Raw genomic sequence first — 26235 nt, forward strand, 5'->3', positions numbered from 1 at the left:
CGGCTCGGGATGACGCAATGGCAGCTGCGCGCTTTGCGCGCAGGCCATTGCGTCACTTCACCCCATGCATCAGCTTCTGGATCAGCGGCGCAATCAGGAACAGCAGCACGCCCGCGCCCAGCAGCGCCCAGAAGCCGAAGGTGTAGCCGGCGTGCGCGGACTCGACCGTCATCCCGCCCTCGCCGCTCACGCTGCTGGCGAAGATGCCCGAGAGGTTGTTGCCGATCGCGATCGACAGGAACCAGCCGCCCATCGCCAGGCCGGTCAGCTTCGCCGGCGCCAGCTTGGTGGTCATCGACAGGCCGATCGGCGACAGGCACAGCTCGCCCACCGACTGGATCACGTAGACCATGAACAGCGTCCAGAACGGGATCTTCAGCGTCTGCGGGTCGACCATGCCCGACAGCGCCAGCATCAGCAGCAGGAAGGCCAGGCCGTTGAAGATCAGGCCGAGACCGAACTTGCGCGGGATCGACGGATTGGCCGAGCCCATCTTCACCCACAGCCACGCCAGCACCGGCGCCAGGGTGATGATCGCGATCGAGTTCACCGACTGGAACCAGCCCACCGGGAAGACCCAGCCGCCGAGGTCGCGCTCGACGATGTTCTGCGCGAGGAAGTTGAACGAGCTGCCGGCCTGCTCGAAGAACATCCAGAACAGCACGTTGAAGCCGAAGATGATCAGCATCGCGATCACCATGTCGCGCTGCACCGATCCCTCGCGGATGCCCTCGACCAGCAGCATGACCGCCGGCGCCACGAACAGCGCGATCAGGATCCAGTTCAGCACCCCGGCGTCGATGGTGAGCAGAAAGTAGTAGACCGGGATCGCGACCACCGCGCCGACCGCCACCATCAGCACGCGACCCAGGCCCGGGGCCTCGGTGGGCGCCGCGCCGATGCCCTTGAGCTGGGCGCGGCCGAACCAGAACCACAGCAGGCTGAACACCATGCCGATGCCGGCGGCGATGAACACCACCTTGTAGGCCGGCATGCCGTCGCTGCCGAACACCTTCTCGGCCAGCCAGCCGGTCAGGATCGGCGCGATGAACGCGCCCATGTTGATGCCCATGTAGAAGATGGTGAAGCCCGAATCGCGGCGCTCGTCGCCGGTGGCGTAGAGCTTGCCCACCATGGTCGAGATGATCGGCTTGAACAGGCCGTTGCCGACGATCACCGTGGCCAGGCCGAGCTTGAGCCACTGCTCGCTGGGCACCATGATCAGGAACAGGCCCGCGGCCATGAACACCGCGCCGAGCAGGATCGAGCGCTGGTAGCCGATCAGCTTGTCGGCGACGTAGCCACCGAAGATCGCCGCCGCGTACACCAGCGCGAGGTAGGCGCCGTAGAGTTCGCTCGCCGGCGCCTCGCCGCTGGCATCGCCGCTGTAGAACTGCGCCACGATGTACAGCACCAGCGCCCAGCGCATGCCGTAGAACGCGAAGCGCTCCCAGAACTCGGTCATGAACAGCATCCACAGCGGACGCGGGTGGCCCATCACCTGGGCGAACTCGGGAATGGCGGTGCCGGAAGCCGGCTGCTCCATGCCCGGACCTGCGGGCTCGATGCGGTTGGAACTCATGCGGTGGGACTCCCCCGTGAAGGATGCTGGATCGAACCGCCGCCGACCCGGCCGGCGGGCCTGGGCGGCGGCGCGGCCTCACGCGCGACGGTCGTTTCAGGCGCAACGTTATAGCCCGGGAGCGGCCGCTTGGGAACCCGGCCGGCCTCCCCGCTCCGGTCAGGCGCCATACCCCTCCCCGTGGGAGCAACCTCGGTCGCGATGGGAAGCGCCGATGGTCCGTCCGGAGGCATCGCGACCGAGATCGCTCCCACGGGCCCTAGCCGCCGCCAGCCGGATAGCCGTAGCCGGCGCCGATCCCCAGCGGTACGCCCAGGCCCCAGAACGCCAGCAGCAGCGCGGTCCACAGCAGCGACAGCGCGATCGAGTACGGGAGCATCATCGAGGCCAGCGTGCCGATGCCGGCGGCCTTCACGTAGCGCTGGCAGAACACCACGATCAGCGGGAAATACGGCATCAGCGGGGTGATGATCGTGGTCATCGAATCGCCGACGCGGTACGCGGCCTGGGTCAGGTCCGGTGACACTCCGAGCTGCATCATCAGCGGCACCATGATCGGCGCCAGCAGCGCCCATTTCGCCGAGGCCGAGCCGATGAACAGGTTGACGATGCCGGTCATCACGATCAGGCCGATGATCGTCATCCACATCGGCAGCCCCAGCGCCTCGAGCAGGTCCGCGCCCTCCACCGCCATCAGCGTGCCCAGGCCCGAGCCGTTGAAGCCGGCCAGGAACTGCGCGATGAAGAACGCGATGACGATGTAGTAGGCCATGCCGCCCATCGCCTTGGTCATCGCCGCGATGACGTCGCGGTGGGTCTTCACCGTGCCCGCGACGTAGCCGTAGACGATGCCGGGGATCAGGAACAGGATGAAGATCAGCGCCACGATCGACTGCATCACCGGCGCCTGCGCCACCAGCAGCGGATTGCCGCCGGCGACGACCGCGGGCGTGTCCGGCGGCGCGCGCCAGGGCGAGGCCTCGGGCAGCAGGCTGAGCGCGAACAGCGCCAGCGCGGCCAGCATCGCCAGCGTCGCCCACAGCAGGCCGCGGCGCTCGGCGTCCGACAGCGGCGCCATCGTCGGCAGGTCCTTCGTGTCGCCGTCGACCGCGGTCCGCGCCAGCCGCGGCTCGATGATGCGGTCGGTGACGAACCAGCCGATCGCGATGATCAGGAAGCTCGAGGTCGTGGTGAAGATCCAGTTGTTGAGCGGATTGACCACCAGCGCCGGATCGAGGATGCGCCCGGCCTCCTGGGTGAAGCTCGCGAGCAGCGGATCCAGCGACGAGGGCACGAACAGCGTCGCCGAGAAGCCGCCGGACACGCCGCAGAACGCCGCCGCGATGCCGGCCAGCGGATGCCGGCCCGCCGCGTAGAAGATCACCCCGCCCAGCGGGATCACCAGCACGTAGCCCGCGTCGACCGCGACGTGGCTCAGCACCGCCACCGCGACCAGCGCCGGGGTCAGCAGCGATTTCGGCGTGATCGACAGCATCCGCCGCAGCGCGGCGTTGATGTAGCCGGTGTGCTCGGCCACGCCGAGGCCGAGCATCGCCGTCAGCACCACGCCCAGCGGCGCGAAGGCCATGAACACCCGATACATGTTGGCCATGAACGCAGTGAGCGACTCGCCCGCCAGCAGGTTGACGATCCGGATCGGCTCGCCGGTGGCGGGATTGATCGCCTCGAACTCCACGCCCGAGAGCAGCCACGACAGCGCCCACACCAGCAGCATCAGCAGCAGGAACAGCGCCGCGGGGTCGGGCAAGCGGTTGCCCACGCGCTCGACCGTGTCGAGGACACGGGCGCCGAAGCCGCGCGGAGTGGAAGGCGGTGTCGCTGGGGATTGGCTCATCACGGGTTCCCGGGTGTCGATCCTGTTGCGATGCTAGCAGCGCGACGCCGGCGCCATGGCGCGCCCGGCAGCGCCGCGGCGGCTACCGCCCCGGCCCGATCTGGGTGCGCACGTCGAACAGTTCCGGGAAGAAGGTCAGCTCCAGCGCCTGCTTGAGGAAGCCCACGCCCGAGGACCCGCCGGTGCCGCGCTTGAAGCCGATGATGCGCATCACCGTGCGCATGTGGCGGAAGCGCCACAGCTGGAACTGCGTTTCCAGGTCGACCAGGTCCTCGCACAGCGCGTACTCGCGCCAGTAGCGGTCGGTGTCCTCGTAGATCGCCTCGAACACCGGCAGCAGCGCCTCGTCGCGCACGTGTGGCCTGGTCCAGTCGCGCTGCAGGTGCCGTTCCGGCACGGCGTGACCCCAGCGCGCGAGGTACATCAGGAATTCGTCGTACAGGCCCGGCGCCTCCAGTGCCTCGCGCAGCCGCGCCTGCCCTTCGGGGTCGTAGGCGAATACCTTGAGCATCGCCGCGTTCTTGTTGCCCAGCTGGAACTCGACGGTGCGGTACTGCAGCGACTGGAACCCGGACGAAGGGCCGAGCACGTCGCGGAACTCCATGTACTCCGATGGCGTCAGCGTCTCCAGCACCGACCACTGCTCGGTCAGCTGGCGCAGCACCTGCTTGCAGCGCGCGATCACCTTCTGGCAGCGCCAGACCTGGTCGCGACGCAGGAAGTCGATCGCGGCGCCGAGCTCGTGGATCACCAGCTTCAGCCACAGCTCCGAGACCTGGTGCTGCACGATGAACAGCATCTCGTCGTGGTGCGGCGGATCCGACAGCGGCCGCTGCGCCGTCAACAGCTGGTCGAGCCTGAGGTATCCGCCGTAAGTGATTCTTCCGTCGAGGTCGGTGTGGATGCCGTCCTCGAGCGGGCGTTCGTTCTGGTCGATGGCCATCCGCCGAGGGTACCGCATCGCCCATCTGCGGCGTCATGCAACCGACACCCGAACCGTGCACAATCCCATCCTGCCAGGGGGGCCGGCCACCAGTCCATCGGACTGAACCAGGGAGCGTATCGTGGTCAATCGGCTCTTCCGCCGGCTGTTGCCGGCCCTCGTCCTCTGCGCCGCATTCGCCGCGCCAACGCAGGCGCAGGTCGTCGTCAGCCAGGTCTACGGCGGCGGCGGCAACAGCGGTGCGCCCTACAGCAACGACTACGTCGAACTGTTCAACCGCGGCAGCGAAGCGGTATCGCTGTCGGGCCTGTCGGTGCAGTACGCCAGCGCCACCGGCACCGGCAACTTCGGCGCCGGCAGCGCGCAGATCGTGGTGCTGCCCGCGGCGACGATCGAGCCGGGCCGGTACTTCCTGGTCGGACTCGCCGGCGGCGCCACCGGCAACCCGCTGCCTGCGGCCGATGCCAGCGGCACGATCAACATGTCGGGCACCGCTGGCAAGGTCGCGCTGGTGAACTCGACCACCACGCTCGGCTGCAACGGCGGCAGCACGCCGTGCACGCCGGAACAGGTCGCGCTGATCGTCGACCTCGTCGGCTTCGGCAACGCCAACTTCTTCGAGGGCGCCGCCGCCGCGCCCACGCTCGGCAACGCCATCGCGGCGCTGCGCGCCGACGGCGGCTGCAGCGACAGCAACGACAACGGCGCCGATTTCGCCACCGCCGCGCCCGCGCCGCGCAACAGCGCGACGCCGCCCGCCCCCTGCGGCGGTGGCGGCATCGCCTACGCCAGCATCAGCGACACCAGCGCCGCCGAGGGCGACAGCGGCACCACGCCGTTCTTCTTCACCATCAGCCTCAACCAGCCGGCGGGCGAAGGCGGCGTGAGCGTCGACTGGGCCACCGCTGACGGCTCCGCCACCGTCGCCGACAGCGACTATGTCGCCGCCAGCGGCACCGCGACGATCGCCGAAGGCGCGACCTCGGTGACGATCAGCGTTGACGTCGTCGGCGACACCACCACCGAGCCCGACGAGACCTTCCTCGTCGACCTGTCCAACGCCGTCGGCGCCGAAATCGCCGATGCCCAGGGCGTCGGCACCATCCTCAACGACGACGTTGTCACCGTCGCGATTTCCGCGATCCAGGGCGACGGCCAGCTCTCGCCGTACAACGGCCTGGCGGTCGCCACCACCGGCATCGTCACCGGCCGCAAGAACAACGGCTTCTTCCTCCAGACCGCCGACGGCGAGGACGACGGCAATCCGGCCACCTCCGAAGGCATCTTCGTGTTCACCAGCAGTACGCCGCCGGAGGCCGCCACGGTCGGCAACCGCGTGCTGGTGCAGGGCACGGTGGATGAATACATCCCCGCCGCCGATCCGCACCAGCTGCCGCTGACCGAGATCGTCAACGCCAGCGTGGCCGCGCTCTCCGGCGGCCACCCGCTGCCGGCGCCGGTGGCCCTGACCGCCGACCTGCCCAACGCCAGCGACGGCCTCGAACAGCTCGAACGCTACGAGGGCATGCGCGTGGTGGTGCCGAGCGCCACGGTGGTCGCACCCACCGGCGGCAACGTCAACGAGGCCCAGGCCACGGCCACCAGCAACGGCCGCTTCGCGGTCGTGGTCGCCGGGACCGCGCGGCCGTTCCGCGAACCGGGCATCCCGGTCCCGAACCCGGATCCGCTCGGCAGCAGCGCCACCGACATCCCGCGCTGGGACTTCAACCCGGAGCTGATCGCGGTCAACAGCACCACGATCGGCGCCCCGGCCGCGAACGTCGCCGCGGGCTGCACGATCATCGACGGCACTCTCGTCGGTCCGCTCGACTACACCTTCCGCCGCTACACGATCTATCCGGAAGGCGCGCTCAGCGTCGACTGCAGCGAAACCGGCCTGCCGCGCGCGTCGCGCCTGCCGACGCCAGACGACGCCACGTTCGCGACCTGGAACGTCGAACGTTTCTTCGACACCGTCAACGATCCCGCGATCGGCGAACCGGTGCTGACCGCCGCGGCCTACGAGCGCCGTCTGGCCAAGGCCTCGCTCGCGATCCGCGGCTACCTGCACGCGCCGGACGTGCTCGGCCTGACCGAGGTCGAGAACCTCACCGTGCTGCAGACGCTGGCCGACCGCATCAACGCCGACGCGGTCGCCGCCGGCGATCCCGATCCGGGCTACAGCGCGCACCTGGTCGAGGGCAACGACGTCGGCGGCATCGACGTCGGCTTCCTGGTCAAGGGTGCGGACGTCGCCGCCGGCACGCCGCGCGTCGAAGTGCTGGACGTGACCCAGCACGGCGCCGCCGAAGTGCTGACCAACCCGGACGGCAGCACCAGCCTGCTCAACGACCGCCCGCCGCTGTCGCTCGATGGCGTGGTGCACTTCGCCGACGGACGCAGCCATGCGTTCACCGCGATCGTCGTGCACCAGCGCTCGCTCAACGACGTCGACAGCGACGACAACGGCAGCAGCGGCTGGCTCACGCTCGGCCAGCGCGTACGCGCCAAGCGCCAGGCGCAGGCCGACTTCCTCGCCGAACTGGTCAGCGGCATGCAGGCCGACGACCCGACCCGCAACCTGATCGTGATGGGCGACTTCAACGCCTTCCAGTTCAACGACGGCCTCGTCGATGCGCTGGGCACCGTCACCGGCCTGCCCTCGCCCGACGGCGAGACCGCGGTGGACGGCGACGGCATCGACCGGGTCGAACCGAACCTGTACAACCTCACCCTGCTGGCCGAGCCGGCCGAGCGCTATTCGTTCGTGTTCGACTACCAGGCGCAGTCGCTCGACCACGTGCTGGTCAACGACGCGCTGGTCGACTCGCCGCTGGTCGCCGGCATCGAACTCAGCCATGCGCGGATCGCCGCCGACTTCCCGGAAATCGCGCGCAACGAGGAGGACACGCCGTCGCGGCTGTCCGACCACGATCCGAGCGTGCTGCTGGTGCGGCTGGCCGCGGTGCGCTTCGCCGACCTGTCGGTCGAGGTCGAGGCGCTGGCGGCGACGGTCGCGCCGGGCGAAGCGATGCAGTTCTCCGCGGTGGTCGCGAACGCGGGACCGGACGACGCCGGGTATCCGGGCGCGGGCTTCGTGCTCGATGCGGAGCTGACCGACCTCGCGGTCGCCGCGCCCGCCGGCTGGAGCTGCGATGCACCGCTGGTCGCCGGCGGCACCAGCACCGTCTCCTGCGGCGCCGACGCGCTGGCGGCGAACGACGAGGCGGTGTTCGCGCTGACCGCTACCGCGCCCGCGGCGCTGGAGGGCAGCCAGGTCACGCTGACCGCCGCGGCCACGGCGCAGACCGAGGACCCGGATCCGGAGAACAACGACGCCGGCGCCACCGTGCTGGTCGAGGATCCCCATGCCGGCGTGCCGCTGCTGGAGAACGGCGTCCCGGTCGGCGGCCTCGAGGGCGGCAGCGGTGCGGAAGCGGTGTACCGCATCGAAGTCCCGGCCGGCGCGGGCAACCTGCGCGTGCTCAGCTACGGCGGCAGCGGCGACGTCACCCTCTACGTGGCGCACGACCGCATCCCGACCGCGACCGACTTCGACGGCCGCTCGCAGCGCCCCGGCAACAACGAAACGATCGCGATCGCGGCGCCCGCGCCGGGCACCTGGTTCGTCAAGCTGGTGGGCGTGCGCACGTTCCGCAACGTGTCGGTGCGCGCGTCGTTCGACTGAGGCGACGCAGCTGGTGCAGGCTGACTGGCCCCGCCTGCTCCCTCCCCCGCCTGCGGGGGAGGGCTGGGGTGGGGCCAACCGACCCAGCGCCTCGCCACCGAAGGAGACCGCCATGCCCCACCACAGCCGCCTGAGCACCTTCGTCCTCGACTGCGACGTCGACGACCTCGCGCCGCACGTCGAATTCTGGAGCCGGGCGCTGGGCAAGCGCGTGGACGCCGCGGACGAGGACGGCGACGGCAAGTACGCGCGCCTGCACACCGAGGCCGACGAACCCGTCCTGCTGCTGCAGAAGGTCTCCCACCCTTCGCGCATCCATCTCGACATCGAGAGCGACGACGTCGATGCCGAAGCCGACCGGCTGGTCGCGCTCGGCGCCAGGAAGATCGAAAAGGTCCACACCTGGTGGGTGATGGAAGCGCCCAGCGGCCACCGCTTCTGCGTGGTCCGCCAGCAGCGCAAGCCGTTCGGCCCGCATCTCAATACCTGGGATTCCTGATCGTCTCGCGGGTCGGGCGTCGGGGGCGTAGCCCCGACCTGCGCCGAAGCCGTCGAGTGCACGGTTGCGGCTGCGGAACGGACGTCAACCGCCGGCGCGCCCCTTCGCCTCGCGGTCCAACCAGACGCACAGGCCCTGCGCATTGATCGCGATGTCGCCGCCGAGCACTTCGGGCACGAGGCGCTGCGCGTCGGCGACGCCATGCGTGACCGCGCGCTCCAGGTAGAGCTCCGCCAGCGCCGCCGCGATCCGCGCCCCGCGGTCCCCGCGGCCGTCGAACCCGCGCGCGATGTCCGCCATCGCATCGACGAGCGCGACGAGATCCCCGCCGAGCCGTTCGCATTCGCCGACCTGCCCGTAGTGCGCGATGCGGATGGACGCCGGCCCGCGCGCCACCAGCCTGCGGATCGAGTCCTGCATCTGCAGCGGATCGAACTGCACCGGCGACGTCGTCGGCACCGCGAACGCGCCGTTGCCGTTGTCGAACTCGCGGTACGACAGCCCGAAGGCGTCGCCGGCGAACCAGCCGCGCGTGCGCGCGTCCCACACGCTGTAGTGGTGCAGCGCATGTCCCGGCGTGTCGACGCACAGCAGCGGACGGCCCGCGAGCGGAACCTCGTGGCCGTCGTCGGCCACCACCACCCGCGCCTCGTCCACCGGCAGCATGCCGGCGTGGTCGCGCGCGAACATCGCCTCGCCGTAGACCACTTTCGCACCGGCGATCAGCTTCGCCGGATCGATCATGTGCCGGGCGCCGCGCGGATGCACCACCAGCCGCGCGTTCGGCAGCGCGCGCATCAGCGGCCCGGCGGCGCCGGCGTGGTCGAGGTGGACGTGGGTGACCAGCAGCCAGTCGACCGCGTCGCGGGCGACGCCGGCGGCCGCGATCGCATCGAGCACGCGCTGCGCGCAGGTCGCGGTGCCGCAGTCGACCAGCGCCGCACGGCCGTCCTCGCCGTGCACGAGGTACGCCGCGCACAGGCCCGGGCGGATGTAGCCGGTATCGATGAGGGTGATGCCGTCGGTCGGCGTCATGACGATGTCTCCGCGCGTGTTGCCATACCGCCAGTCTGGATGCCGCGGCCGCAAGGGTCGATACGGCTTTGGTCCCAATACGCCGGGGAAACCACAGAATCGTCATTCCCGCGAAGGCGGGAACCCAGCGTCTTTGCTTCTCAAATGCCCCGAAGACACTGGATTCCCGCCTTCGCGGGAACGACGGTCTTCCTGATCGCAGTCAGCCACGCCGCCCGAACAGGACATGCCGCACGCCGAACGCCACGCCCAGCACCGCCAGGAACACGCCATAGCCCAGCGCCGTCGCCAGGATCTGCGGCCACAGTTTTCCGTATTGCGTATCGGCATTGGCCACCGACCAGTGCACGCTCCACAGGAACGCGGCGACCGACAGCACCAGTGCCGCGATGTCGTAGAGCACGCGCGCCGCGCCGCGCGGCTTGCGCGGGAACAGCCAGTACAGCGCGCCGAGGATGAGGAACCACGGCAGGAACAGGATCAGGGTCAGGTTGAGTTCGACCAGCGGGCTCATGCCTGCGCCCTCGCGGCCGCCTTCTCCGCATCCGCGGCCGCCAGCGCGTCCAGCGCCGCCTGCACTTCGGCCGCAGTCGCGCCTTCGCCGAACGCGGCCGGCGCATCGGCCAGCGTCAGCTCGCCGCGGCGCAGCGCGGCGATCGCCTGCCCCGCATCGCGCGGCGCGTCGAAGGCATGGCTCTGCAGCAGCACGCGCTCGCCCTCGACCAGCTTGAAATAGAACCTGCCGTCGGCCTCGCGATACTGCTTGAACGCCGCCTGCGGCGGCTTCTCCTCGGTCGCGTCGACCTCCATCGCGCCCAGCTGCACCTTCGACAGGTCGCGCAGCCCCACCGCCTCGCGCAGCTGCGCCAGCAGCGGCGTCGCGTAACGCTCGCGCAGGCGCCTTGCACCGTCGCGCAGCGTGTCCTCGATGTCGCCGGGGCGCGACACGAGGTTGAGGTAACGCTCGCGCAGCGGCGCGATCTCGCGCTCGACCAGGTCGAACAGCGTCTGCTTCGCCTCGCCCCAGCCGATGCCGTCGGCGTAGGCCTGCGCGAACGCGGCGGTGTCCTCGCGGCTGGCGAAGGCCTGATACAGCTGGAACAGCGCCGAGCCCTCGACCTGCTTCGGCTCGCCCGGCGCGCGCGAATCGGTGACGATCGAGAACACCAGCTTCCTCAACTCGGCCGGCGGCACGAACAGCGGGATCGTGTTGCCGTAGCTCTTGCTCATCTTGCGCCCGTCCAGCCCCGGCAGGGTGGCGACCTGCTCGTCGACCACGGCTTCGGGCAGCACGAAGTAGTCGCGGCCATAGACGTGGTTGAAGCGCTGGCCGAAGTCGCGCGCCATCTCGATGTGCTGCACCTGGTCGCGGCCGACCGGCACCTGGTCGGCGTTGAAGATCAGGATGTCGGCGGCCATCAGCACCGGGTACATGAACAGGCCGGCGGTGACCGCGGCATCGTCGTCCTCGCCGTCGGCGCGGTTCCTGTCCACGGCGGCCTTGTAGGCGTGGGCGCGGTTGAGGATGCCCTTGCCGGCGACGCAGGTCAGCAGCCAGGTCAGCTCGGTGATCTCGGGGATGTCGCTCTGGCGGTAGAACCACACCTTGTCCGGATCCAGGCCCGCGGCCAGCCAGGTCGCCGCGATCTCCAGCGTCGAGCGCTGGGTGCGCGCCGGGTCCTGGGCCTTGATCAGGCTGTGCAGGTCGGCGAGGAAGTAGAAGCTCTCGGTGTTCGCGGCGCGGCTGGCCGCGATCGCCGGGCGCACGGCGCCGACGTAGTTGCCGAGATGCGGCGTGCCGGACGTGGTGATGCCGGTCAGGACGCGGACGGGGCGCTGGGGCATTGCGGAGCAGCCGGGTGCGGAAGCGGAACGGCAGTTTAACCGTTGCGCCGGCCGCGGCCGGCGGCGGTAACCCCGGCGCCCATCCCGGCGCGTTGATGGGCACGACCCAACCGGAGATCCGCCCATGATCCGCAAGCTCGCCCTGTCGCTGGCCGCCCTCGCCGCCCTGTCCGCCGGCGCGCCCGCCGCCGCGCAATCGCTGGTCCGCATCGATGTCGTCGACCGCGACAGCGGCCAGTGGCTGCCGGAGTACGCGCACCGGCGCGACACCTGGATCGCCGGCACGCCCGGCCACCGCTACAACGTGCGCCTGACCAACACCACCGGCGAACGCGTGCTGGTGGTGCTGTCGGTCGACGGCGTCAACGCCGTCACCGGCCAGACCGCGCATCCGTCCCAGACCGGCTACGTGCTGGCGCCGTGGCAGAGCACCGAGATCTCCGGCTGGCGCAAGTCCTACCAGGACGTGGCGCAGTTCGTGTTCACCTCGCTGCCCGACAGCTATGCCGCACGCACCGGCCGCCCGGACAACGTCGGCACGATCGGCGTCGCGGTGTTCCGCGAGCGCGCCACTCCGCGCCCCTATCCGACGCCGGCACCGCCGATCGCACGCGGCAGCGACTACGGGAAATCGCGCGGCGCGGCGCCCGCCGCGGAAGCCGCGCAGGCCGGCGACGCCTACCGCGACGGCATCGCGCAGCAGCGCATCGGCACCGGCCACGGCGAGCGCGAATGGTCGCCCGTCGGGCAGACCTCGTTCGTGCGCGCCAGCACGCAGCCGGCGCAGGTCACGCAGCTGCGCTACGACTCGCCGCATGCGCTGGCGGCGCGCGGCATCCTGCCGCGGCCGGTGCCTCCTGCGCACTGGTCGCGGCACGATCGGCCGCAGGCGTTTCCGGGCGGTTTCGTCGCGGATCCTCCCCGCCGCTGGCGCTGAGGGCGGAAAGCGGAAAACAGGAAAGGGCCGGCAATGCCGGCCCTTCCCTTTCGATCTGCGTCGCGGGAAGCCTCGCCCCGTCCATGACGCGAGTGCGCCATCCTCGTCGTGCGGAGCGATCGCTGCCCGCGCCGGACCGGCTTCAGTTCAGCGTCTTCTCGAAGTCGCGCACTTCCTGTTCGGCGCGCTCGCGCTCCCAGCCGTAGCGCTCCTGCAGCTTGCCGGCGAGGTACTTGCTGTCGCCTTCGGCCACGTCGAACACGTCGTCGGTCAGGTCGCCCCACTTCGCCTGGGCCTTGCCCTTGAGCTGGGTCCACTTGCCGGCAATGATGTCTTTGTTCATGGTTGCATTCCTTAGATTTCGTGAGGGACATCGCTGCGGAATGCATGCTCCGCATCGATGTGAGGATCATGCGCCGACGCGCATCAGGGCGGCATCAAGGATTCGTAAGCCGATGCTCACAACGCTGACTTTCGCGACCGGCCCGTTCAGAAACGAAAAAGCCGGCATTCGCCGGCTTCTTCGTTCGATCGCCTCGACGCCGATCACTTCGGATCGGTGCCGCCGGTGTCGTCGGCCTTGTCCTGCATCTTGTCGCCGACCTTCTCGACGTCCTTGCCGACGCCCTTGACGGTGTTGCACGCGGTCAGCGTGCCGACCGAGAACATGGCAAGCAGCATGAGGGCCATCAAACGCTTCATATGCATCCTCCTGGAGACTGGTACATGCGATCGCGGATCGTCCGCGCTCGTCCCGGACATCAGACCGCCGCGCGCGTGAAATCCGCGTTGAATCGACCGCATTCCGCGGCCTGCAGACCGTCGTGCACCTTCGCGCGTTCACCCATGTCGAGGGCGCGTCAACGCGGACGCCGTCAGTCGCGCATCAGCGTGGACTTGCCGAACAGGCTTTCGACCAGGTCCACGGCGAGTTCCGCGGTGCTGTTCCTGTCGTCGAGCGCGGGATTGACCTCGACGATGTCGAGCGAGCCCATGCGCCCGCTGTCGGCGATCATCTCCATCACCAGCTGCGCCTCGCGATAGTGGATGCCGCCGGGGATCGGCGTGCCGGTGCCCGGCGCGATGCTCGGATCGAGGATGTCGACGTCGAAGCTCACGTGCAGGTGGCTGTCCTCGCCCAGCCCCAGCAGCACCTGCTCCATCGTCTGCTTCATGCCGGCTTCGTCGATGTAGCGCATGTCGTAGATGTCGAGGCCATGTTCCTTGACCAGCCGCTTCTCGTCCTGGTCGACCGAACGGATGCCGACCTGGCGGATCTGCGCGGGCACGAGCGCCGGCACCTGCTCGCCCATGCCCACCAGCGGCTCGGGACCGATGCCGCACAGGCAGGCGACCGGCATGCCGTGGATGTTGCCCGAAGGCGTGATCGCGCTGGTGTTGAAGTCGGTGTGCGCGTCCAGCCACAGCACGCGCAGGGTCTTGCCGGCGCGACGGCAGTGGTCGGCGACGGCGGCGATCGAACCGATCGCCAGGCAGTGGTCGCCGCCGAGCATCACCGGCATGCGCCCGGCGCGCAGGATGGCCGAGGAGGCGTCGAACACCGCCCGGTTCCAGGCGACGACCTCGTCGAGGTGGCGATAGCCGTCGGCCGGCCCCGTCCACGGATTCCTGGGCCCGCCGACGTCGCCGGTATCGACCACGTCGATGCCGCGCGCGGCCAGCGCCTCGCCCAGCCGCGCCACGCGCAGCGCCTCCGGCCCCATCGAGGCACCGCGCGTGCCCGCGCCGACGTCCGTGGGGGCTCCGAAGATCGAAACCGGGGGATAGCTGCGGGCCATCGGGATGGTTGCTCCTGCAAGGATCGGGGCAGGCAGTCTAGCGATGTCGCGCGACAGATCCGTGTCGCGGCGCAGCAGTCGCGCATCGTGCGGCATTGCGCGAGCGTCGGGCGGGAGCCGCAGCGACAAGGGCGTGAGCGGGGGTGCCGCAGTGGTGCCGCTTGTCCGAATCGAACGGACGACCTACCGCTTACAAGGCGGTTGCTCTACCGGCTGAGCTAAAGCGGCACTGCGGTGGCTGCGACCGGCGCGGGCCGGGCGGGAGGGCATTCTAGCCCAAGACCTTCAGCGGGCCGCCGCGGCGAGCGTGGCGCAGTCGATCCGCTCGGCCTGCGCGGCGCCGGCCGCGCGCTGCAGCACGGCGAGGTCGGCATATTCGCCGACGGCGACGTCGATCCAGTAGCGCACGTCGCCGGCCTCGCCGATCGGTTCGGCGACGGCCTCGAACCCGGCCTCGCGCAGCGCCGCACGATGGCGCTGCGCGGCGGGCTCGCTGCCGAAGCGGCCGAGCGCGATGTCCACCGCGCCGTTTTCCGCCGCGGGCATGAGGTAGTGGTCGCGGAAGCCGGCTTCGACCAGGCGCGTCACCATGGCCGCGGCGGCGGCGCGGTCGGTCAGCGCCGGCAGGTGCACGCTCCAGCCGCGCGGCGCGCTGCGCGATTCGCGCGTCGACAGGCGCTGCACGACGGGCTGCAGCTGCGCGCGCGCCTGCCCGGCGGCGGCCGCGTCGGCGAACGGACCGAAGGCATGGCAGGTGCTGGCGACGGCCGGCGCGGCCGGCGCTTCTTCGGAGGGCGGCGCGACGGGCTCCGCGACGGCCGGCGCCGGGTCCGGCGTGGCGGCGGCGGGCGGCGAAGATGCGGCGACGGCGGCGGGACGCGTCGACTCGTCGAGCAGCCGCAGCGGCTCCGCGCCGGGCGGCAGCGTGATTCCGGCGGCCGGCGGCGGCACCTCGCGCGTGATCCACCACAGCACGACGCCGAGGTTGAGGATCAGCAGCAGGACGATCAGGGCGCGGGCGAGCATCGGGCGATTCTAGAGGGTGTCGCGCACATTGCAGGCGCTCGTGCAGATCAGCTGCGGGCCTGCGCCTCGACCCGAGCCCAGCACGCGAGTCCGTGCAGCACCAGCGCGGGATCGTGCACGGCATCGGCCAGCTGCGGCAGCAGGGCCCCGGCGCCGCCGCCGTGCAGCAGCAGCGAGACCGGGCCAGCGCACAGCCGCCGCGCCGCCTCGCGGCTGCGTTCGACCAGCGCCAGCGCCGCGCCAAGGCAGCCCGAGGCCAGCGCGTCGTCGGTGTCGCCGGCGAATTCGCGATATCTGCCGCCCTGCGCCGGCAACTGCACCGCGCGCGCCTGCAGGGCCTCGCGCATCAGCGTCGGCGAGGGCGCGATGCGGCCGCCGTGGTGGCGACCATCGGCGTCGAGCAGATCGATGGTCAGCGCGGTGCCGACGCCCACCACCAGCCACGCGCCGCCGCGCGCCCGTGCGGCGAGCAGGGACAGGAAGCGGTCCACGCCCAGCCGAGCCGGTTCCGCATAGGCGATGCGCACGCCCTGCCAGGCGCGCTGCGTGCCGGCGATGCCGATGCGGCCGCTGCGCGCGGCCAGCGCATCGAGCAACTGCACGCGCAGCGCCGGCGCGGCGACGCTGGCCACGTAGGCCGCCTCGATCCGCGCCGGCAGCCGCGCCTGCCAGCCCTCGGCGAAGGCACCGCCGTCGTGCCCGATCGCGAGTACCTCGCCGATGCCGCCGTCGGCGTGCAGCGGCGCGCACTTGAGCCGCGAATTGCCCAGGTCGAACAGCCACCGGCTCATGCCGCCGCTCCTTCGCGCCGCAGGCTGACTTCGCCCGAATGGAATTCGCGCTCGCCCTGCGCCAGCCGCACGCGCAGCGCGCCGTCGGCGGCGAGGCCCAGGGCGATGCCCGCGTGCTCGCCGTCGCCGGCGTGCACGCGCACCGCTTCGCCGGCGAGCACGTCGTGCGCGGCGTAGCGCGCCAGGAACGGCGCCAGCCCCTCGCGGTCGAACCGCGCCAGCGCCGGCAGCAGCTGCGCCAGCAGCGTCGCCGCCAGCAGGTTGCGCGGGGGCGGCTCGGCGCACAGCGCGGACAGGTCGATCCAGGGCTGGTCGATCGTCGCCCCCGCCTGCGCGGGCATGCGCAGGTTGAGGCCGATCCCGACCACCGCCCGTGCCGGGCCGGCGTGTTCGCCGCCGCCTTCGACCAGCAGGCCGCCGAGCTTGCGCAGCCGCGCGCCGTCGGCGACGACCACGTCGTTGGGCCACTTCAGCCCCGCCGCGGCGACGCCCAGCGCATGCAGCGCCTCGACCGTGGCGATGCCGGCCACCAGGCTCAGCCCGCCCAGGCGCGCCAGCCCGGCGTCGAAGCGGCGCGCCACCGACAGGTACAGATTGGCGGCCAGCGGCGAGGCCCAGGCGCGACCACGGCGGCCGCGCCCCGCGGTCTGCCGTTCGGCCAGCAGCACCTGCACGCCCGCGGCCGCAGGGCCGCGGCGCAGCAGTTCGGCGCTGGTGGAATCGAGCGACCACGCCACCTCGAGCGCGGCGATGTCGCCGCGCAGGGGCTCCGGCAGGGCCCGGAGGATCGTGTCGGCATCGAGCAGGTCCACCGGCGCGGCCAGCGCGTAGCCGCGCCCGGCGCGGGCGTCGATCGGCACCCCGGCCTCGCGCAGGGCCTCGATCCGCTTCCACACCGCCGCGCGGGTCAGCCCGGCCTCGCGCGCCAGCACGTCGCCGGACACCGGTCCCGCGATCAGGCGCTGCAGCAGCGCGCGGTCGAGGGGCGTGGTCACTGGGCGGCCGGGCGGGTCATGGCCCGATTATCGGGGATCGTCGCCGGTAGCCGCACGGCCGCCGCGGGAGGTGCCGCCGGAACCCGTGCCGGCAGCCGGCCCGCCGTCTGCCGGGAACCGTTCGTCGCAGCTCCGGCACGGGCGGCCGCAAGGCCGCTGCAACCGTCTGCGCCCCGCCCGCATCCGAGGTATAGTGAACTGTTGCCGCCGCAACAGCTGCCAAAGGATGGTTGCCATGGCTCCCCGACTGCTGCTCTGCCTGCTGCTCGCCTGCGCCGCGCTCCCCGTGGTCGCGCGCCAACCCGCGATGATGGATGCCAATGGCGGCAGCGCAGCCTGCCCCGTGACCGCGGAGACCGAAGTCGAGGCCGAGGCCGAACCCGTGCGTCCCGGCGACAAGCGCGCCACCGCGCCGAACCGGACCCGCCCGGCCGCAGCGCGCCGCGGCAGCGAGGCCGAATCCTCGGCCCGCCCGCCGCGCTGGCACAGCTTCCTGCCGGGCATGATTCGCTGAGGCTTCCGGTGTCGTGCCCGGCGGCCTGATCCGGCGGCTGTTCGGCCGCGCCCCCGACCCGATCGACGACGACACCTGGCAGTACGTGTGCTCGCGCGTGCGCTGGATCGCCGCGCTCGACGAGGCGCGCGCGCAGCGGCTGCGCGCCCTGGCCACGGCCTTCCTGCAGCGCAAGACCGTCACCCCGATCGCCCCGCTCGAACTCGACCCCGCCCGGCGCACGATCCTGGCCGCGCTGTGCTGCCTGCCGCTGCTCGAATTCGGCGGGGAAGGCCTGCACGGCTGGTCGCAGCTGATCGTCTATCCCGACGCCTTCCGGGTGAACCGCAGCCACGTCGACGCCGCCGGCGTGCTGCACGAATGGGACGACGAGCTGATCGGCGAAGCCTGGGACGGCGGCCCGCTGATCCTGTCCTGGGCCGACGTCGAGGCCGACCTCGACGATCCGCACGCCGGCTTCTGCGTGGCCGTGCACGAGATGGCGCACAAGCTCGACGCGCTCGACGGCGTGCTCGACGGCACCCCACCGCTGCCGCGCGCCTGGCAGCGCGAGTGGGCGCGCGATTTCCAGCAGGGCTACGACGCCTTCGTCGCCGAGATCGACGCCGGCCGCGACGTCGCGATCGACCCCTATGCGGCCGAAGCGCCGGAGGAATTCTTTGCCGTCTGCAGCGAATACCACTTCAGCGACCCGGCGACGCTGCGCGAGGCGTTTCCGCGCGTCGCCGCGCATTTCGACCGCTTCTACGGCCCGTCGCCGTCCGCATAGGGCGGGTTTCAACCCGCCGCGCGATATGCGATCCCCGGGGTGGCGGGTTGAAACCCGCCCTATAGCCCTGGTGGCAGCCGGACCTCGAAGCGCGCGCCGCCCAGTTCGGCGGACTTGCCGACCTGCAGTTCGCCGCGATAGCTGCGGATGATGTCCTGCACGATCGACAGGCCGATGCCGTGGCCCTGCACGCGCTCGTCGCCGCGCACGCCGCGCTGGAGCACCAACGCGATGCGGTCCTCGGGGATGCCCGGGCCGTCGTCGTCCACCGCCAGCAGCAGGCCCGGGCGCCGGTTGGGCGCGGTCGCGCCCGGTTTCACCGTCAGCAGCACGCGCGAGTGCGCCCACTTGAAGGCGTTCTCGATCAGGTTGCCGAGCAGCTCCTGCAGGTCGCCCGGCTCGCCGTGGAAGCGCGCGGCCGGATCGATGTCGAACTCGCAGACCGCGCCCTTGCCGGCGTAGATCTTCTCCAACCCCTGCACCAGGGTCTCGGCATATGGCTCGATCTCGATCGGCGCCGCGAACAGCTTGTGCCCGGTCGACGCGGCGCGGCCGAGCTGGTAGTTGACCAGGTCGGTCATGCGCTGCACCTGGGTCGCGACGTCCTCGCGCAGCTCGCGCTCGCCGGCATCGGCATCCAGCCGCGCGCGCAGCACCGCCAGCGGCGTCTTCAGGCTGTGCGCGAGGTCGGACATGGTGTTGCGCTGCTGCTCGAGGTTCTCGCGCTCGCTCTCGATCAGCGCGTTGATGCTGTCGGTCAGCGGCTCGAGCTCGCGCGGATGGCGTTCGCCCATGCGATGGGCCTGTCCGCGCTGCACGCGCGCGAGCTCCTCGACCACCTTGCGCAGCGGCCACAGGCTCCAGCGCAGCACCAGCGTCTGCAGCAGCAGCAGGATCACGCCGGCGATGCCGAGGTAGCCCCACAGCGCGGCGCGGAACACGCGCACCTGGCGCGGCACGGTGCCGGCGTCCTCCATCACGTAGATCGTGTACGGGAACTCCGCGTCCGACGACGCGTCCTGCGGCGCCCAGACCATGCCCAGGCCGTGGCGGTACACCTGCCCCGGCGTGCCGTCGCTGCGCGTCATCGGCAGCGGGCCTTCGAACTTCTCCTCGCCGCCGGCGAGCATCGTCGCCTCGGGCAGCTGCGGGCCCGAGGCCGAACGCGAGGTCCAGGTGCCGTTGGGCAGCACGATCTCGGCGTACAGGCCGCTGCCCGGGCGGTCGAAGCGGTCGTCGGGGCCGTTGTCGGGTGAATACAGCTCGCCGTTGCGCAGGAATTCCACGTCGCCGGCGTAGGCGAACACGTAGTTGCGCAGGCGGTCGCGTTGGCCTTCGCCGGCGACGTCGAGGAAGGCGCGGTCAAGCGCGAAGCCGGCCAGCGCCAGGAAGGCGACCAGGCCCAGGCTCGCCGCCATCAGCTGGCGCGCCTGCAGCGAGCGCGGGCGCCACGGCAGTTCGCGTGTGGGCTTGCCGGTGCTCATGCGGCGCGGGAAAGGATCATTCGGCTCGTGCTCGCGGCGCGCAAGCCACGGCTCCGCGCCACGAGAGCGACCCAGCGAGCACTTGTCATTCCGACCCCGGGCCTGACCCGGGGGAGAAATCCATGCCCCTGCATATCCCGAGATTCCTCACTGCGTTCGGAATGACAGACCGACCCTTCCCGGCGTCCGTCCCTGCCTTGCCCGGCACATGCGACGCGGCGCGGAAGCGGGCCGCGCCGGACCAAGCGCTCAGCCTTCCCCGTTGCGCGGGATCGCGAAGCGGTAGCCGCGGCCGCGCACGGTCTCGATCGGCTTGAGCGTGCCTTCCGGGTCGAGCTTCTTGCGCAGGCGGCCGATGAACACCTCCAGCACGTTCGAGTCGCGGTCGAAGTCCTGCTGGTAGATGTGCTCGGTGAGGTCGGCCTTCGAGACCAGTTCGCCGGCGTGCATCATCAGGTACTCGAGCACCTTGTACTCGTAGCTGGTCAGGTCGACGTTCTGGCCGTCGACGGTCACCGTCTGCGCGGCGAGGTCGAGCACCACCGCGCCGCATTCCAGCGTCGGCTTGCTCCAGCCCGCGGCGCGGCGCACCAGCGCGTTGATCCGCGCCAGCAGCTCCTCGACGTGGAAGGGCTTGACCAGGTAGTCGTCGGCGCCCTGCTTGAGGCCGTCGACCTTGTCCTGCCAGCTCGAACGCGCGGTCAGGATCAGCACCGGGAACTGCTTGCCCTCGTCGCGCAGGGCCTTGACCAGTTCCATGCCCGACATCTTCGGCAGGCCGAGGTCGATGATGCCGACGTCGAACGGCACCTCACGGCCCATGTACAGGCCTTCCTCGCCGTCCTGGGCGGCGTCCACGGCAAAGCCTTCGCGCTTCAGGCGCGCGGCGAGGGTTTCACGCAGGGGAGCTTCGTCTTCGACGAGCAGGATGCGCATGGATCGACTCCGTTCAAGGCGGGGGATGCGGCCAGTGTGGCCGGACTTTCCTGAACAGAATGCCGATTCAGTCGTGGTCGTCGCGTGTAGGCGGGCGGCGCGGCGGCTCTTGCGACCGGCGCTGCGGATCGTCGACGTAGACCCGCACGCGGCCACGGTCGTCCATGGCCTTGATCCGGTTGACGTCGCGCCCGTCGGACTGCATGCGCTCGGCGCTGAGGACCCGGCTGCCGCGGTTGGTGCGCTCGAAATGGCGCACCGAATCCGACAGCGCGTCGCGGCCGCGCGGCCGCGCGGGATCGTCCTGCCTGCCCTGCTGCTGCGGCGCCCGGTTGGCGCGCTGACCCTCGTCGCCACGCCGCTCGCGCGGCGGATCCTGCGCCCAGGCCGACGCCACCCCGGCCAGCGCAAGCGCGGTGGCGAGGACGATCTTCGGCAGGTGGACGGGCGCGGCGGTCATCTCTGGTCGGTATCTAAAGTACATCGCCCCCCGAATGCGGAGGCCGGACCGGCATTCTTGGAACCCGGCGGTGAATCCCCCCTTAACTTTTCCTTCACCAGTGCCGCCCGATTCATCGGCCTGAAGCGGATCAGAACACTTCCGCCACGCAGCAGCGCAGGGAGCCGCCCGCGGCCTCGATCGCCGACAGCGCCACCGTCTCGACCGCGAACCCCGCCTCGGCCAGCGCCCGCCGGCTGTCCGGGCGCAGCGCGCGGCCGGCGGTGGCGCTCATCGTCACCGTCCCGCCGGCGAGGCTGATCGCATTGCCGGCGAAGGCCAGGCGCTCGGCCGTCGACAGCGGCACGGCGTGCGGATACAGGCCGGCGATGGCGTCGGCCACGCGCGCATCGGCGAAGCCGTCCGCGCAGACCATCGCCGCGCGCCCGGCCAGCACCGCCAGCACCACGTTGGTGTGGTACTCGCCCGGGGCCAGGTCGAACAGCAGGGTCGCGCGCAGGCCGAACGCCGCGTGCATCAGCGCCGCGCCCGCGGCGTCGCAGCGCTCGGACAGGCCGCAGTAGCCCAGGCCACGGGCACGGTCGATGACCAGGGCACCGGTGAGCTCGCAGGGATGGGATTGCGTGGAGAGGTCGACTTCTTCATAGCCGAGCACGTCGCGGAACCAGCCACGGATGTCGTCGCGCCCGGCCTCGCGCTGGCGCACGGCATGGCGCATGCGACCCACGACCAGGCGTCCGGGCGCGGTCGCGAACACGTTGTTCGGGAACAGCGCGTCCGGCGTGTCCTCGCGCCCGGCGAAGCAGGCCGTCGGCAGTTGCCGCGACAGCGCCACGTGCAGCGCGCGATGTTCGCGCAGCGCGCGCTCGGCGTCGAACGCCTCGGCATCGGCCATGTAGCGGTTGTCGCGCGCGGACTGTTCGGCGCGCGCGAAGCCGTCCGGCGACACCAGGAAGGCCGCCTTCGCGGTCGCCGGGCCGAAGTCGGGCGCGCAGCCGCGTGCAAAGGCGGCGAAGGCATCGAGGTCGCGGGTGATCATGCCGCGGCCTCCATCGCGCTGCCCGCGGGCGCACCGGTCGCCGCGATCGCCCGCTCGACCAGCGACCAGTCCGCACCCGGCCGGTGCGCGCCTTCGCTCAGCACCTGGCGGAACACGCGCCCGCCCGGCTGGCCGAGATACAGCCCCAGCAGGTGGCGGGTGACGTGCTTGAGCGCGACGCCGCGCGCCAGCTGCGCCTCGACGTACGGGCGCATCGCGCGCAGCAACGCGTGCCGCGGCCGCACCTCGCCGCCGAACATCGCGACATCGAGCCGATGCAGCACATAGGGATCATGGTACGCGGCGCGGCCGAGCATCGCGCCGTCGGCGTGGTCGAGGTGCGCAAGCGCTTCGTCGAGCGTGGCGATGCCGCCGTTGACGATCACCTGCAGCGCCGGCCGCTCGAGCTTGAGGCGATAGGCCCAGTCGTAGCGCAGCGGCGGCACCTCGCGGTTCTCCTTCGGCGACAGGCCCTTGAGCCAGGCATTGCGCGCGTGCACGACGAACATGCGGCAACCGGCGGCCGCCACGGTGTCGACGAAAGCGAGGAAGCGATCCCAGTCATGATCGTCGTCGACGCCCAGCCGGCACTTCACCGTCACCGGCACGCCATCCACCGCCGCGATCATCGCCGCCACGCTGTCGGCGACCAGCCCGGGCTCGCGCATCAGGCAGGCGCCGAAGCGCCCGGCCTGCACTCGGTCGGAGGGACAGCCGCAGTTGAGGTTGATCTCGTCGAAGCCATGCGCCTCGCCGATCCGCGCCGCCTGCGCCAGCAGCGCCGGCTCGCTGCCACCCAGTTGCAGCGCGACCGGATGCTCGACCGGATCGAGCGCCAGCAGCCGCGCGCGATCGCCGTGGATCACCGCGTTCGCGTGCACCATCTCCGAATACAGCCGCGCATGCGGGGCCAGCAGGCGGTGGAAGACGCGGCAGAAGGTGTCAGTCCAATCCATCATGGGCGCGACCGTCAGGATTTTTCCCTCTTGATTCAATTTTTATCCAATAGAATCAGTAACATGGATAAGGAATGCGCTCCTCGTGCGCATCTGATTTCGCCCTCTACGACGGCATCAGTGCACACATAGCGCACACGAAATGGCAACGATCAACCGGCGACGATCGGGTCACTGACGGGTTCAGGTCCGTGGCAAACCATCGTATGTCGGCCACATCTTCCTGCACCACGAGGGCGCACGGAAATAGGTTATCGCGACCGAGCGCCGAGGCGATTCTGGCGAATCGCCGCTGAAGCGGACCAAAGCCGAACCGCGAAATTCTGCCGAATCATCACCCGCGCCTTGCCGGGTGTCCGCCTCGTTGCGGACCTTCGGCCGCAGATAGCGCAGCAGTTCTGGCCGGTGACGCGCCGGGCCTCCCCGAGAACACGTACGAGCAGCTTTTTTCCACGTGCCCGGGCGTGGCCGACCAGTCCGAGCAGCGGGTCAGTGGTCACGGTGCCGCCGGCTGTCATCGGCGCCGCTTCGGGGCAAGTGCTGCCATGCGATGGATCCGAGGCCGCTCCGTCGGGTCATTCGGAAAAACGACCCACCCAACCCCGAATGAACAGAAGGCTCCCGTACCGGGCTGTCCAGGCTCCGGACGTCAGCCCGTATCCGGGGAAGTCACGGCCCAGTTCAATCCATGGCGTCGTCGCGGGAGCACGATTCCACGAGGTCAGATAAATGCGTTGCTCAACAGAATAAATCATTTGCAGACAGCGACAGGAACGCGCATCTATCACGATCGCCAGAAAATTAGCGAGAAATTGCCAAGCGGGCCAAGCTGCGCTTGACAACTCAAAATGCTTTATATATATATAAAACGCATCCTAAGAGCGAGGGTGGTTGACATGCGGACGAAGAAGTGTCGGATGGATGTGCCAAAGGCTTCGTATTTGGAGATATTCGGAATGGCATTGGCGGTTGCGGTGCCTTGGGGTCACCTGCACGCACAGGACGCGGCTGCGCAGGAAACCTTGGAGCCAACCGAGACCACACAGGATGATGCGGTCAAACTGGACGTCGTACAGGTACGCGCTTCGCGCATTCCAGCATCGATTTCCGAGTATCCCGGGTCCTTGACGGTGATCGACCAGGAATCGCTGGCACGACAGACCGCCTTTGCCCAGGACATCGGATCGATCCTCGCCGTGAGCGTGCCCGGCCTTTCCACGTCGCCAGGCTCGGTGTCGAGTTTCGATACGACGCTGCGTGGCCGGTCGGCCATCGTGTTGATCGATGGCGTGCCTATTTCGCCCACGCTGCGGCAAGCTGGCCGCGACATCGCCTCGATCGATCCGTCGGCGATCGAGCAGATCGACGTCATCCGCGGTGCCTCGGCGATCTACGGCAACGGCGGCGCTGGCGGCGTCATCAACTACATCACAAAGCGGCCCGTGCGTGAGGGCGTCGAATTCAACACCAAGCTGGGTCTTGCACTCTCCCTCACCAACCCGGGCGACAGCGCGCGCCCGTCGATCATGCAGTCGGTGTCCGGAAAATCCGGCGATGTGAGCTTCGTGGCGAGTGGCTCGTTCGAAAGGATCCAGTCCTTCTACGATGCAGACGGTGATCGTATTCCTCCCGCGCAGACCGGCAACGGCGGCTTGCCCGATTCCGATATTGCCAACCTGTTCGGCAAGGTGGGAGTCGACATCGGCACGCGCCAGAGGATTGAAGTCAGCGGGTTGTATTACAACCAGGGTCAGGACACGGACTACTACTCGACACCCGGCAACGTGATCCGCCGGGAAAGAGCAGGAGCGCAGCGCGGCGTGGCCGCTCCTGGCGTGGACGACGAAGGGAACACGAACATCGTCTTCAATACGACGTACTCCCATACCGACGTGCTGGGCAGCACATTGCGCCTGCAGGGCTACTACCAGAATGTCGAACAGATGTTCGAGTACGATCCGCTGCGCTACGGCGGCACCCAGTCACTTATCGAATCGCGCAAGACCGGCGGCCGCCTGGACATGGACACCACGCTCTACCTGGGCGACCTGCAAGGCAGCCTGCTCTGGGGCATCGACTACAGCGTCGACGACACCGTTCAGAAGATGACCGACGGCCGCGTATGGGTACCCGAGATCAGCCAGAACGCACTTGGCTACTTTGCCCAGTTCGAAATCTCGCCCACCCACTGGCTTGACCTGCAGGCCGGCATCCGGCACGAAACGTTCGATGTAAACGTGGCGTCCTTCGTATCGTTGCGCAGCGGCGTGAACATCCAGGGCGGCAAGTTGAAGTATTCGACCACCCCGCTAAACGCCGGCTTCGTCATTCACGCTACCAAAGGACTGGACGTGTTTGGCGCATTCTCCCAGGGCTTCTCGCTGTCGGATGTCGGTCGCGCACTGCGTGACTCGCCGGTATCCGATGCGGTGCAGTCGCTGAAGCCGCGCCCGGTGATCTACGACAACTACGAGGCCGGCGTGCGGTACCGTGGCGAGAATCTGGTTGGCGAGATCTCCGTCTTCCTCAGCGAGTCGGACCTTGGCGTGAATTTCGTGGACGACCCGCTGAATCCCGGCGTCCTGATCATCGACCGCAAGCCTGAGCGCATCCACGGCATAGAAGCCTCGTTGCGCGGCAGTATCGCAGAGAACTGGACGGTGGGCGGCACGCTCACCCGGATCGAAGGCAAGGCCGATTCCGGCGACGGCAACTACGATATCTACATCGACAGCCGCCGCATTCCGCCTTTGAAGCTGACTGCCTTCGTGGAGCATCAGCTCGCCAGCGACTGGTTCATCCGGCTGCAGGGGTTGTATTCGGGCAACCGCGACCGCTTCCAGAACAACACCACCAGCACAGGCCTGGGACGGATCGACTCCTTCAGCACCATCGACCTCATGACCTCGAAGGGTCTGGGGCCGGGAACCCTCACCGTCGGCATCCTCAACGTGCTGAACAAAGCATACCTGCCGATCTCCGCGCAGGCGCAGAACCGCGCGGACCGCCTGGCAATGGCGCCCGGAGCCACGATGAGTGTGCAGTACAGCGTCAAGTACTGACCCGATGTCGCGTATCGTCT

At 69.9% G+C, this 26235-nt stretch carries 24 protein-coding genes and 1 tRNA gene; 6 read left to right on the top strand and 19 right to left on the bottom strand.

Going from position 1 to position 26235, the window contains the following annotated elements; genetic code table 11:
* Nucleotides 1-52: 52 nt before the first annotated feature.
* The 3 genes from FQY83_RS15030 to FQY83_RS15040 all read right to left on the bottom strand — a co-directional run bounded on the left by FQY83_RS15030 (nucleotide 53) and on the right by FQY83_RS15040 (nucleotide 4380).
* Nucleotides 53-1546 carry a peptide MFS transporter gene (locus tag FQY83_RS15030; protein WP_146388834.1) on the bottom strand — a complete coding sequence of 498 codons (1494 nt, stop codon included), beginning with the start codon at nucleotides 1544-1546 and terminating at the stop codon, nucleotides 53-55.
* A 295-nt stretch (nucleotides 1547-1841) separates the two neighbouring features.
* Complete coding sequence (locus FQY83_RS15035) at nucleotides 1842-3437, bottom strand: AbgT family transporter (RefSeq protein ID WP_146388790.1); 1596 nt, start codon at nucleotides 3435-3437, stop codon at nucleotides 1842-1844.
* An 82-nt stretch (nucleotides 3438-3519) separates the two neighbouring features.
* The gene (locus FQY83_RS15040) at nucleotides 3520-4380 is read right to left on the bottom strand and encodes a tryptophan 2,3-dioxygenase (RefSeq protein ID WP_146388791.1); all 861 of its coding nucleotides are present in this window, start codon (nucleotides 4378-4380) and stop codon (nucleotides 3520-3522) included.
* 121 nt (nucleotides 4381-4501) lie between these two features.
* Here FQY83_RS15040 and FQY83_RS15045 point away from each other — a divergent pair, with 121 nt between their 5' ends.
* Together FQY83_RS15045 and FQY83_RS15050 are read left to right on the top strand one after the other, a co-directional pair.
* Nucleotides 4502-8068: a pre-peptidase C-terminal domain-containing protein gene (locus FQY83_RS15045; RefSeq protein WP_146388792.1), complete on the top strand. Its 3567-nt coding sequence runs from the start codon at nucleotides 4502-4504 to the stop codon at nucleotides 8066-8068.
* 112 nt (nucleotides 8069-8180) lie between these two features.
* Nucleotides 8181-8567: a VOC family protein gene (locus FQY83_RS15050; RefSeq protein WP_146388793.1), complete on the top strand. Its 387-nt coding sequence runs from the start codon at nucleotides 8181-8183 to the stop codon at nucleotides 8565-8567.
* An 84-nt stretch (nucleotides 8568-8651) separates the two neighbouring features.
* On the opposite strand, the gene FQY83_RS15055 is transcribed toward FQY83_RS15050, so the two are convergent.
* The 3 genes from FQY83_RS15055 to FQY83_RS15070 form a co-directional block, all read right to left on the bottom strand.
* A complete protein-coding gene (locus tag FQY83_RS15055) occupies nucleotides 8652-9602 on the bottom strand; it encodes an MBL fold metallo-hydrolase (RefSeq protein WP_146388794.1) in 951 nt (316 codons plus the stop codon).
* Between the two features lie 202 nt (nucleotides 9603-9804).
* A complete protein-coding gene (locus FQY83_RS15065; protein WP_146388796.1) occupies nucleotides 9805-10116 on the bottom strand; it encodes a hypothetical protein in 312 nt (103 codons plus the stop codon).
* Nucleotides 10113-11657, bottom strand: a complete 1545-nt coding sequence (locus FQY83_RS15070; protein ID WP_337678306.1) for a tryptophan--tRNA ligase — start codon at nucleotides 11655-11657, stop codon at nucleotides 10113-10115. Before FQY83_RS15070 ends, FQY83_RS15065 begins: the two co-directional genes overlap by 4 nt.
* Here FQY83_RS15070 and FQY83_RS15075 point away from each other — a divergent pair.
* Nucleotides 11572-12384, top strand: coding sequence for a hypothetical protein (locus tag FQY83_RS15075; protein WP_146388798.1), 813 nt, complete (start codon nucleotides 11572-11574; stop codon nucleotides 12382-12384). The two genes, FQY83_RS15070 and FQY83_RS15075, sit on opposite strands and share 86 nt — an antisense overlap.
* A gap of 142 nt (nucleotides 12385-12526) precedes the next feature.
* On the opposite strand, the gene FQY83_RS15080 is transcribed toward FQY83_RS15075, so the two are convergent.
* From FQY83_RS15080 to birA, 8 genes are all read right to left on the bottom strand, one after another.
* Nucleotides 12527-12727 (bottom strand): CsbD family protein, encoded by a 201-nt coding sequence (locus FQY83_RS15080; RefSeq protein WP_146388799.1) that lies wholly within the window; start codon nucleotides 12725-12727, stop codon nucleotides 12527-12529.
* Nucleotides 12728-12793: 66 nt separating this feature from the next.
* Entirely contained in the window at nucleotides 12794-12934 is a 141-nt protein-coding gene (locus FQY83_RS17705; RefSeq protein ID WP_192906723.1) for a hypothetical protein, read from the bottom strand.
* Nucleotides 12931-13086, bottom strand: coding sequence for an entericidin A/B family lipoprotein (locus FQY83_RS15085; protein WP_146388800.1), 156 nt, complete (start codon nucleotides 13084-13086; stop codon nucleotides 12931-12933). Before FQY83_RS15085 ends, FQY83_RS17705 begins: the two co-directional genes overlap by 4 nt.
* A gap of 173 nt (nucleotides 13087-13259) precedes the next feature.
* Complete coding sequence (rocF, locus tag FQY83_RS15090; RefSeq protein ID WP_146388801.1) at nucleotides 13260-14183, bottom strand: arginase; 924 nt, start codon at nucleotides 14181-14183, stop codon at nucleotides 13260-13262.
* A 152-nt stretch (nucleotides 14184-14335) separates the two neighbouring features.
* Nucleotides 14336-14411: transfer RNA gene (locus tag FQY83_RS15095), tRNA-Thr, on the bottom strand.
* 57 nt (nucleotides 14412-14468) lie between these two features.
* Nucleotides 14469-15209: an SPOR domain-containing protein gene (locus FQY83_RS15100; RefSeq protein WP_146388802.1), complete on the bottom strand. Its 741-nt coding sequence runs from the start codon at nucleotides 15207-15209 to the stop codon at nucleotides 14469-14471.
* A gap of 47 nt (nucleotides 15210-15256) precedes the next feature.
* Nucleotides 15257-16000 carry a type III pantothenate kinase gene (locus FQY83_RS15105; protein WP_146388803.1) on the bottom strand — a complete coding sequence of 248 codons (744 nt, stop codon included), beginning with the start codon at nucleotides 15998-16000 and terminating at the stop codon, nucleotides 15257-15259.
* The gene (birA, locus tag FQY83_RS15110; RefSeq protein WP_146388804.1) at nucleotides 15997-16995 is read right to left on the bottom strand and encodes a bifunctional biotin--[acetyl-CoA-carboxylase] ligase/biotin operon repressor BirA; all 999 of its coding nucleotides are present in this window, start codon (nucleotides 16993-16995) and stop codon (nucleotides 15997-15999) included. Before birA ends, FQY83_RS15105 begins: the two co-directional genes overlap by 4 nt.
* Nucleotides 16996-17230: 235 nt before the next feature.
* Between birA and FQY83_RS15115 the strand changes: the two genes are divergently transcribed.
* Both FQY83_RS15115 and FQY83_RS15120 read left to right on the top strand, forming a co-directional pair.
* Nucleotides 17231-17509 carry a hypothetical protein gene (locus tag FQY83_RS15115; protein WP_146388805.1) on the top strand — a complete coding sequence of 93 codons (279 nt, stop codon included), beginning with the start codon at nucleotides 17231-17233 and terminating at the stop codon, nucleotides 17507-17509.
* A gap of 13 nt (nucleotides 17510-17522) precedes the next feature.
* Nucleotides 17523-18278 (top strand): M90 family metallopeptidase, encoded by a 756-nt coding sequence (locus FQY83_RS15120; RefSeq protein ID WP_238333513.1) that lies wholly within the window; start codon nucleotides 17523-17525, stop codon nucleotides 18276-18278.
* Between the two features lie 59 nt (nucleotides 18279-18337).
* Here the strand turns inward: FQY83_RS15120 and FQY83_RS15125 are convergent, their stop codons facing one another.
* The 5 genes from FQY83_RS15125 to dusA all read right to left on the bottom strand — a co-directional run bounded on the left by FQY83_RS15125 (nucleotide 18338) and on the right by dusA (nucleotide 23174).
* Nucleotides 18338-19762 carry an ATP-binding protein gene (locus FQY83_RS15125; protein ID WP_238333514.1) on the bottom strand — a complete coding sequence of 475 codons (1425 nt, stop codon included), beginning with the start codon at nucleotides 19760-19762 and terminating at the stop codon, nucleotides 18338-18340.
* A gap of 249 nt (nucleotides 19763-20011) precedes the next feature.
* On the bottom strand, nucleotides 20012-20698 hold the full coding sequence (locus tag FQY83_RS15130; protein WP_146388806.1) for a response regulator transcription factor: 687 nt from the start codon (nucleotides 20696-20698) through the stop codon (nucleotides 20012-20014).
* A gap of 67 nt (nucleotides 20699-20765) precedes the next feature.
* Nucleotides 20766-21158: a hypothetical protein gene (locus FQY83_RS15135; protein WP_146388807.1), complete on the bottom strand. Its 393-nt coding sequence runs from the start codon at nucleotides 21156-21158 to the stop codon at nucleotides 20766-20768.
* Between the two features lie 130 nt (nucleotides 21159-21288).
* Entirely contained in the window at nucleotides 21289-22197 is a 909-nt protein-coding gene (locus FQY83_RS15140; protein ID WP_146388808.1) for an arginine deiminase-related protein, read from the bottom strand.
* Nucleotides 22194-23174, bottom strand: a complete 981-nt coding sequence (gene dusA, locus FQY83_RS15145) for a tRNA dihydrouridine(20/20a) synthase DusA (protein WP_192906722.1) — start codon at nucleotides 23172-23174, stop codon at nucleotides 22194-22196. The genes FQY83_RS15140 and dusA overlap by 4 nt, the downstream gene beginning before the upstream one ends.
* A gap of 875 nt (nucleotides 23175-24049) precedes the next feature.
* On the opposite strand from dusA, the gene FQY83_RS15150 reads away from it, so the two are divergent.
* Nucleotides 24050-26215, top strand: coding sequence for a TonB-dependent receptor (locus FQY83_RS15150; protein ID WP_158636531.1), 2166 nt, complete (start codon nucleotides 24050-24052; stop codon nucleotides 26213-26215).
* Nucleotides 26216-26235: the final 20 nt, after the last annotated feature.

The organism is Luteimonas marina, assembly GCF_007859325.1.
GTDB lineage: Bacteria > Pseudomonadota > Gammaproteobacteria > Xanthomonadales > Xanthomonadaceae > Luteimonas > Luteimonas marina.

Coding starts and splice junctions, on each gene's coding strand:
- FQY83_RS15030 (WP_146388834.1), bottom strand. CDS start 1,546: ATGGAGCAGCCGGCTTCCGGCACCGCCATTCCCGAGTTCGCCCAGGTG.
- FQY83_RS15035 (WP_146388790.1), bottom strand. CDS start 3,437: ATGAGCCAATCCCCAGCGACACCGCCTTCCACTCCGCGCGGCTTCGGC.
- FQY83_RS15040 (WP_146388791.1), bottom strand. CDS start 4,380: ATGGCCATCGACCAGAACGAACGCCCGCTCGAGGACGGCATCCACACC.
- FQY83_RS15050 (WP_146388793.1), top strand. CDS start 8,181: ATGCCCCACCACAGCCGCCTGAGCACCTTCGTCCTCGACTGCGACGTC.
- FQY83_RS15055 (WP_146388794.1), bottom strand. CDS start 9,602: ATGACGCCGACCGACGGCATCACCCTCATCGATACCGGCTACATCCGC.
- FQY83_RS15065 (WP_146388796.1), bottom strand. CDS start 10,116: ATGAGCCCGCTGGTCGAACTCAACCTGACCCTGATCCTGTTCCTGCCG.
- FQY83_RS15075 (WP_146388798.1), top strand. CDS start 11,572: ATGATCCGCAAGCTCGCCCTGTCGCTGGCCGCCCTCGCCGCCCTGTCC.
- FQY83_RS15070 (WP_337678306.1), bottom strand. CDS start 11,657: ATGCGGACCAGCGATTGCGCGGCGGCGGGCGCGCCGGCGGACAGGGCG.
- FQY83_RS15080 (WP_146388799.1), bottom strand. CDS start 12,727: ATGAACAAAGACATCATTGCCGGCAAGTGGACCCAGCTCAAGGGCAAG.
- FQY83_RS15085 (WP_146388800.1), bottom strand. CDS start 13,086: ATGAAGCGTTTGATGGCCCTCATGCTGCTTGCCATGTTCTCGGTCGGC.
- rocF (WP_146388801.1), bottom strand. CDS start 14,183: ATGGCCCGCAGCTATCCCCCGGTTTCGATCTTCGGAGCCCCCACGGAC.
- FQY83_RS15100 (WP_146388802.1), bottom strand. CDS start 15,209: ATGCTCGCCCGCGCCCTGATCGTCCTGCTGCTGATCCTCAACCTCGGC.
- FQY83_RS15105 (WP_146388803.1), bottom strand. CDS start 16,000: ATGAGCCGGTGGCTGTTCGACCTGGGCAATTCGCGGCTCAAGTGCGCG.
- FQY83_RS15115 (WP_146388805.1), top strand. CDS start 17,231: ATGGCTCCCCGACTGCTGCTCTGCCTGCTGCTCGCCTGCGCCGCGCTC.
- FQY83_RS15125 (WP_238333514.1), bottom strand. CDS start 19,762: ATGAGCACCGGCAAGCCCACACGCGAACTGCCGTGGCGCCCGCGCTCG.
- FQY83_RS15130 (WP_146388806.1), bottom strand. CDS start 20,698: ATGCGCATCCTGCTCGTCGAAGACGAAGCTCCCCTGCGTGAAACCCTC.
- FQY83_RS15135 (WP_146388807.1), bottom strand. CDS start 21,158: ATGACCGCCGCGCCCGTCCACCTGCCGAAGATCGTCCTCGCCACCGCG.
- FQY83_RS15140 (WP_146388808.1), bottom strand. CDS start 22,197: ATGATCACCCGCGACCTCGATGCCTTCGCCGCCTTTGCACGCGGCTGC.
- FQY83_RS15150 (WP_158636531.1), top strand. CDS start 24,050: ATGCGGACGAAGAAGTGTCGGATGGATGTGCCAAAGGCTTCGTATTTG.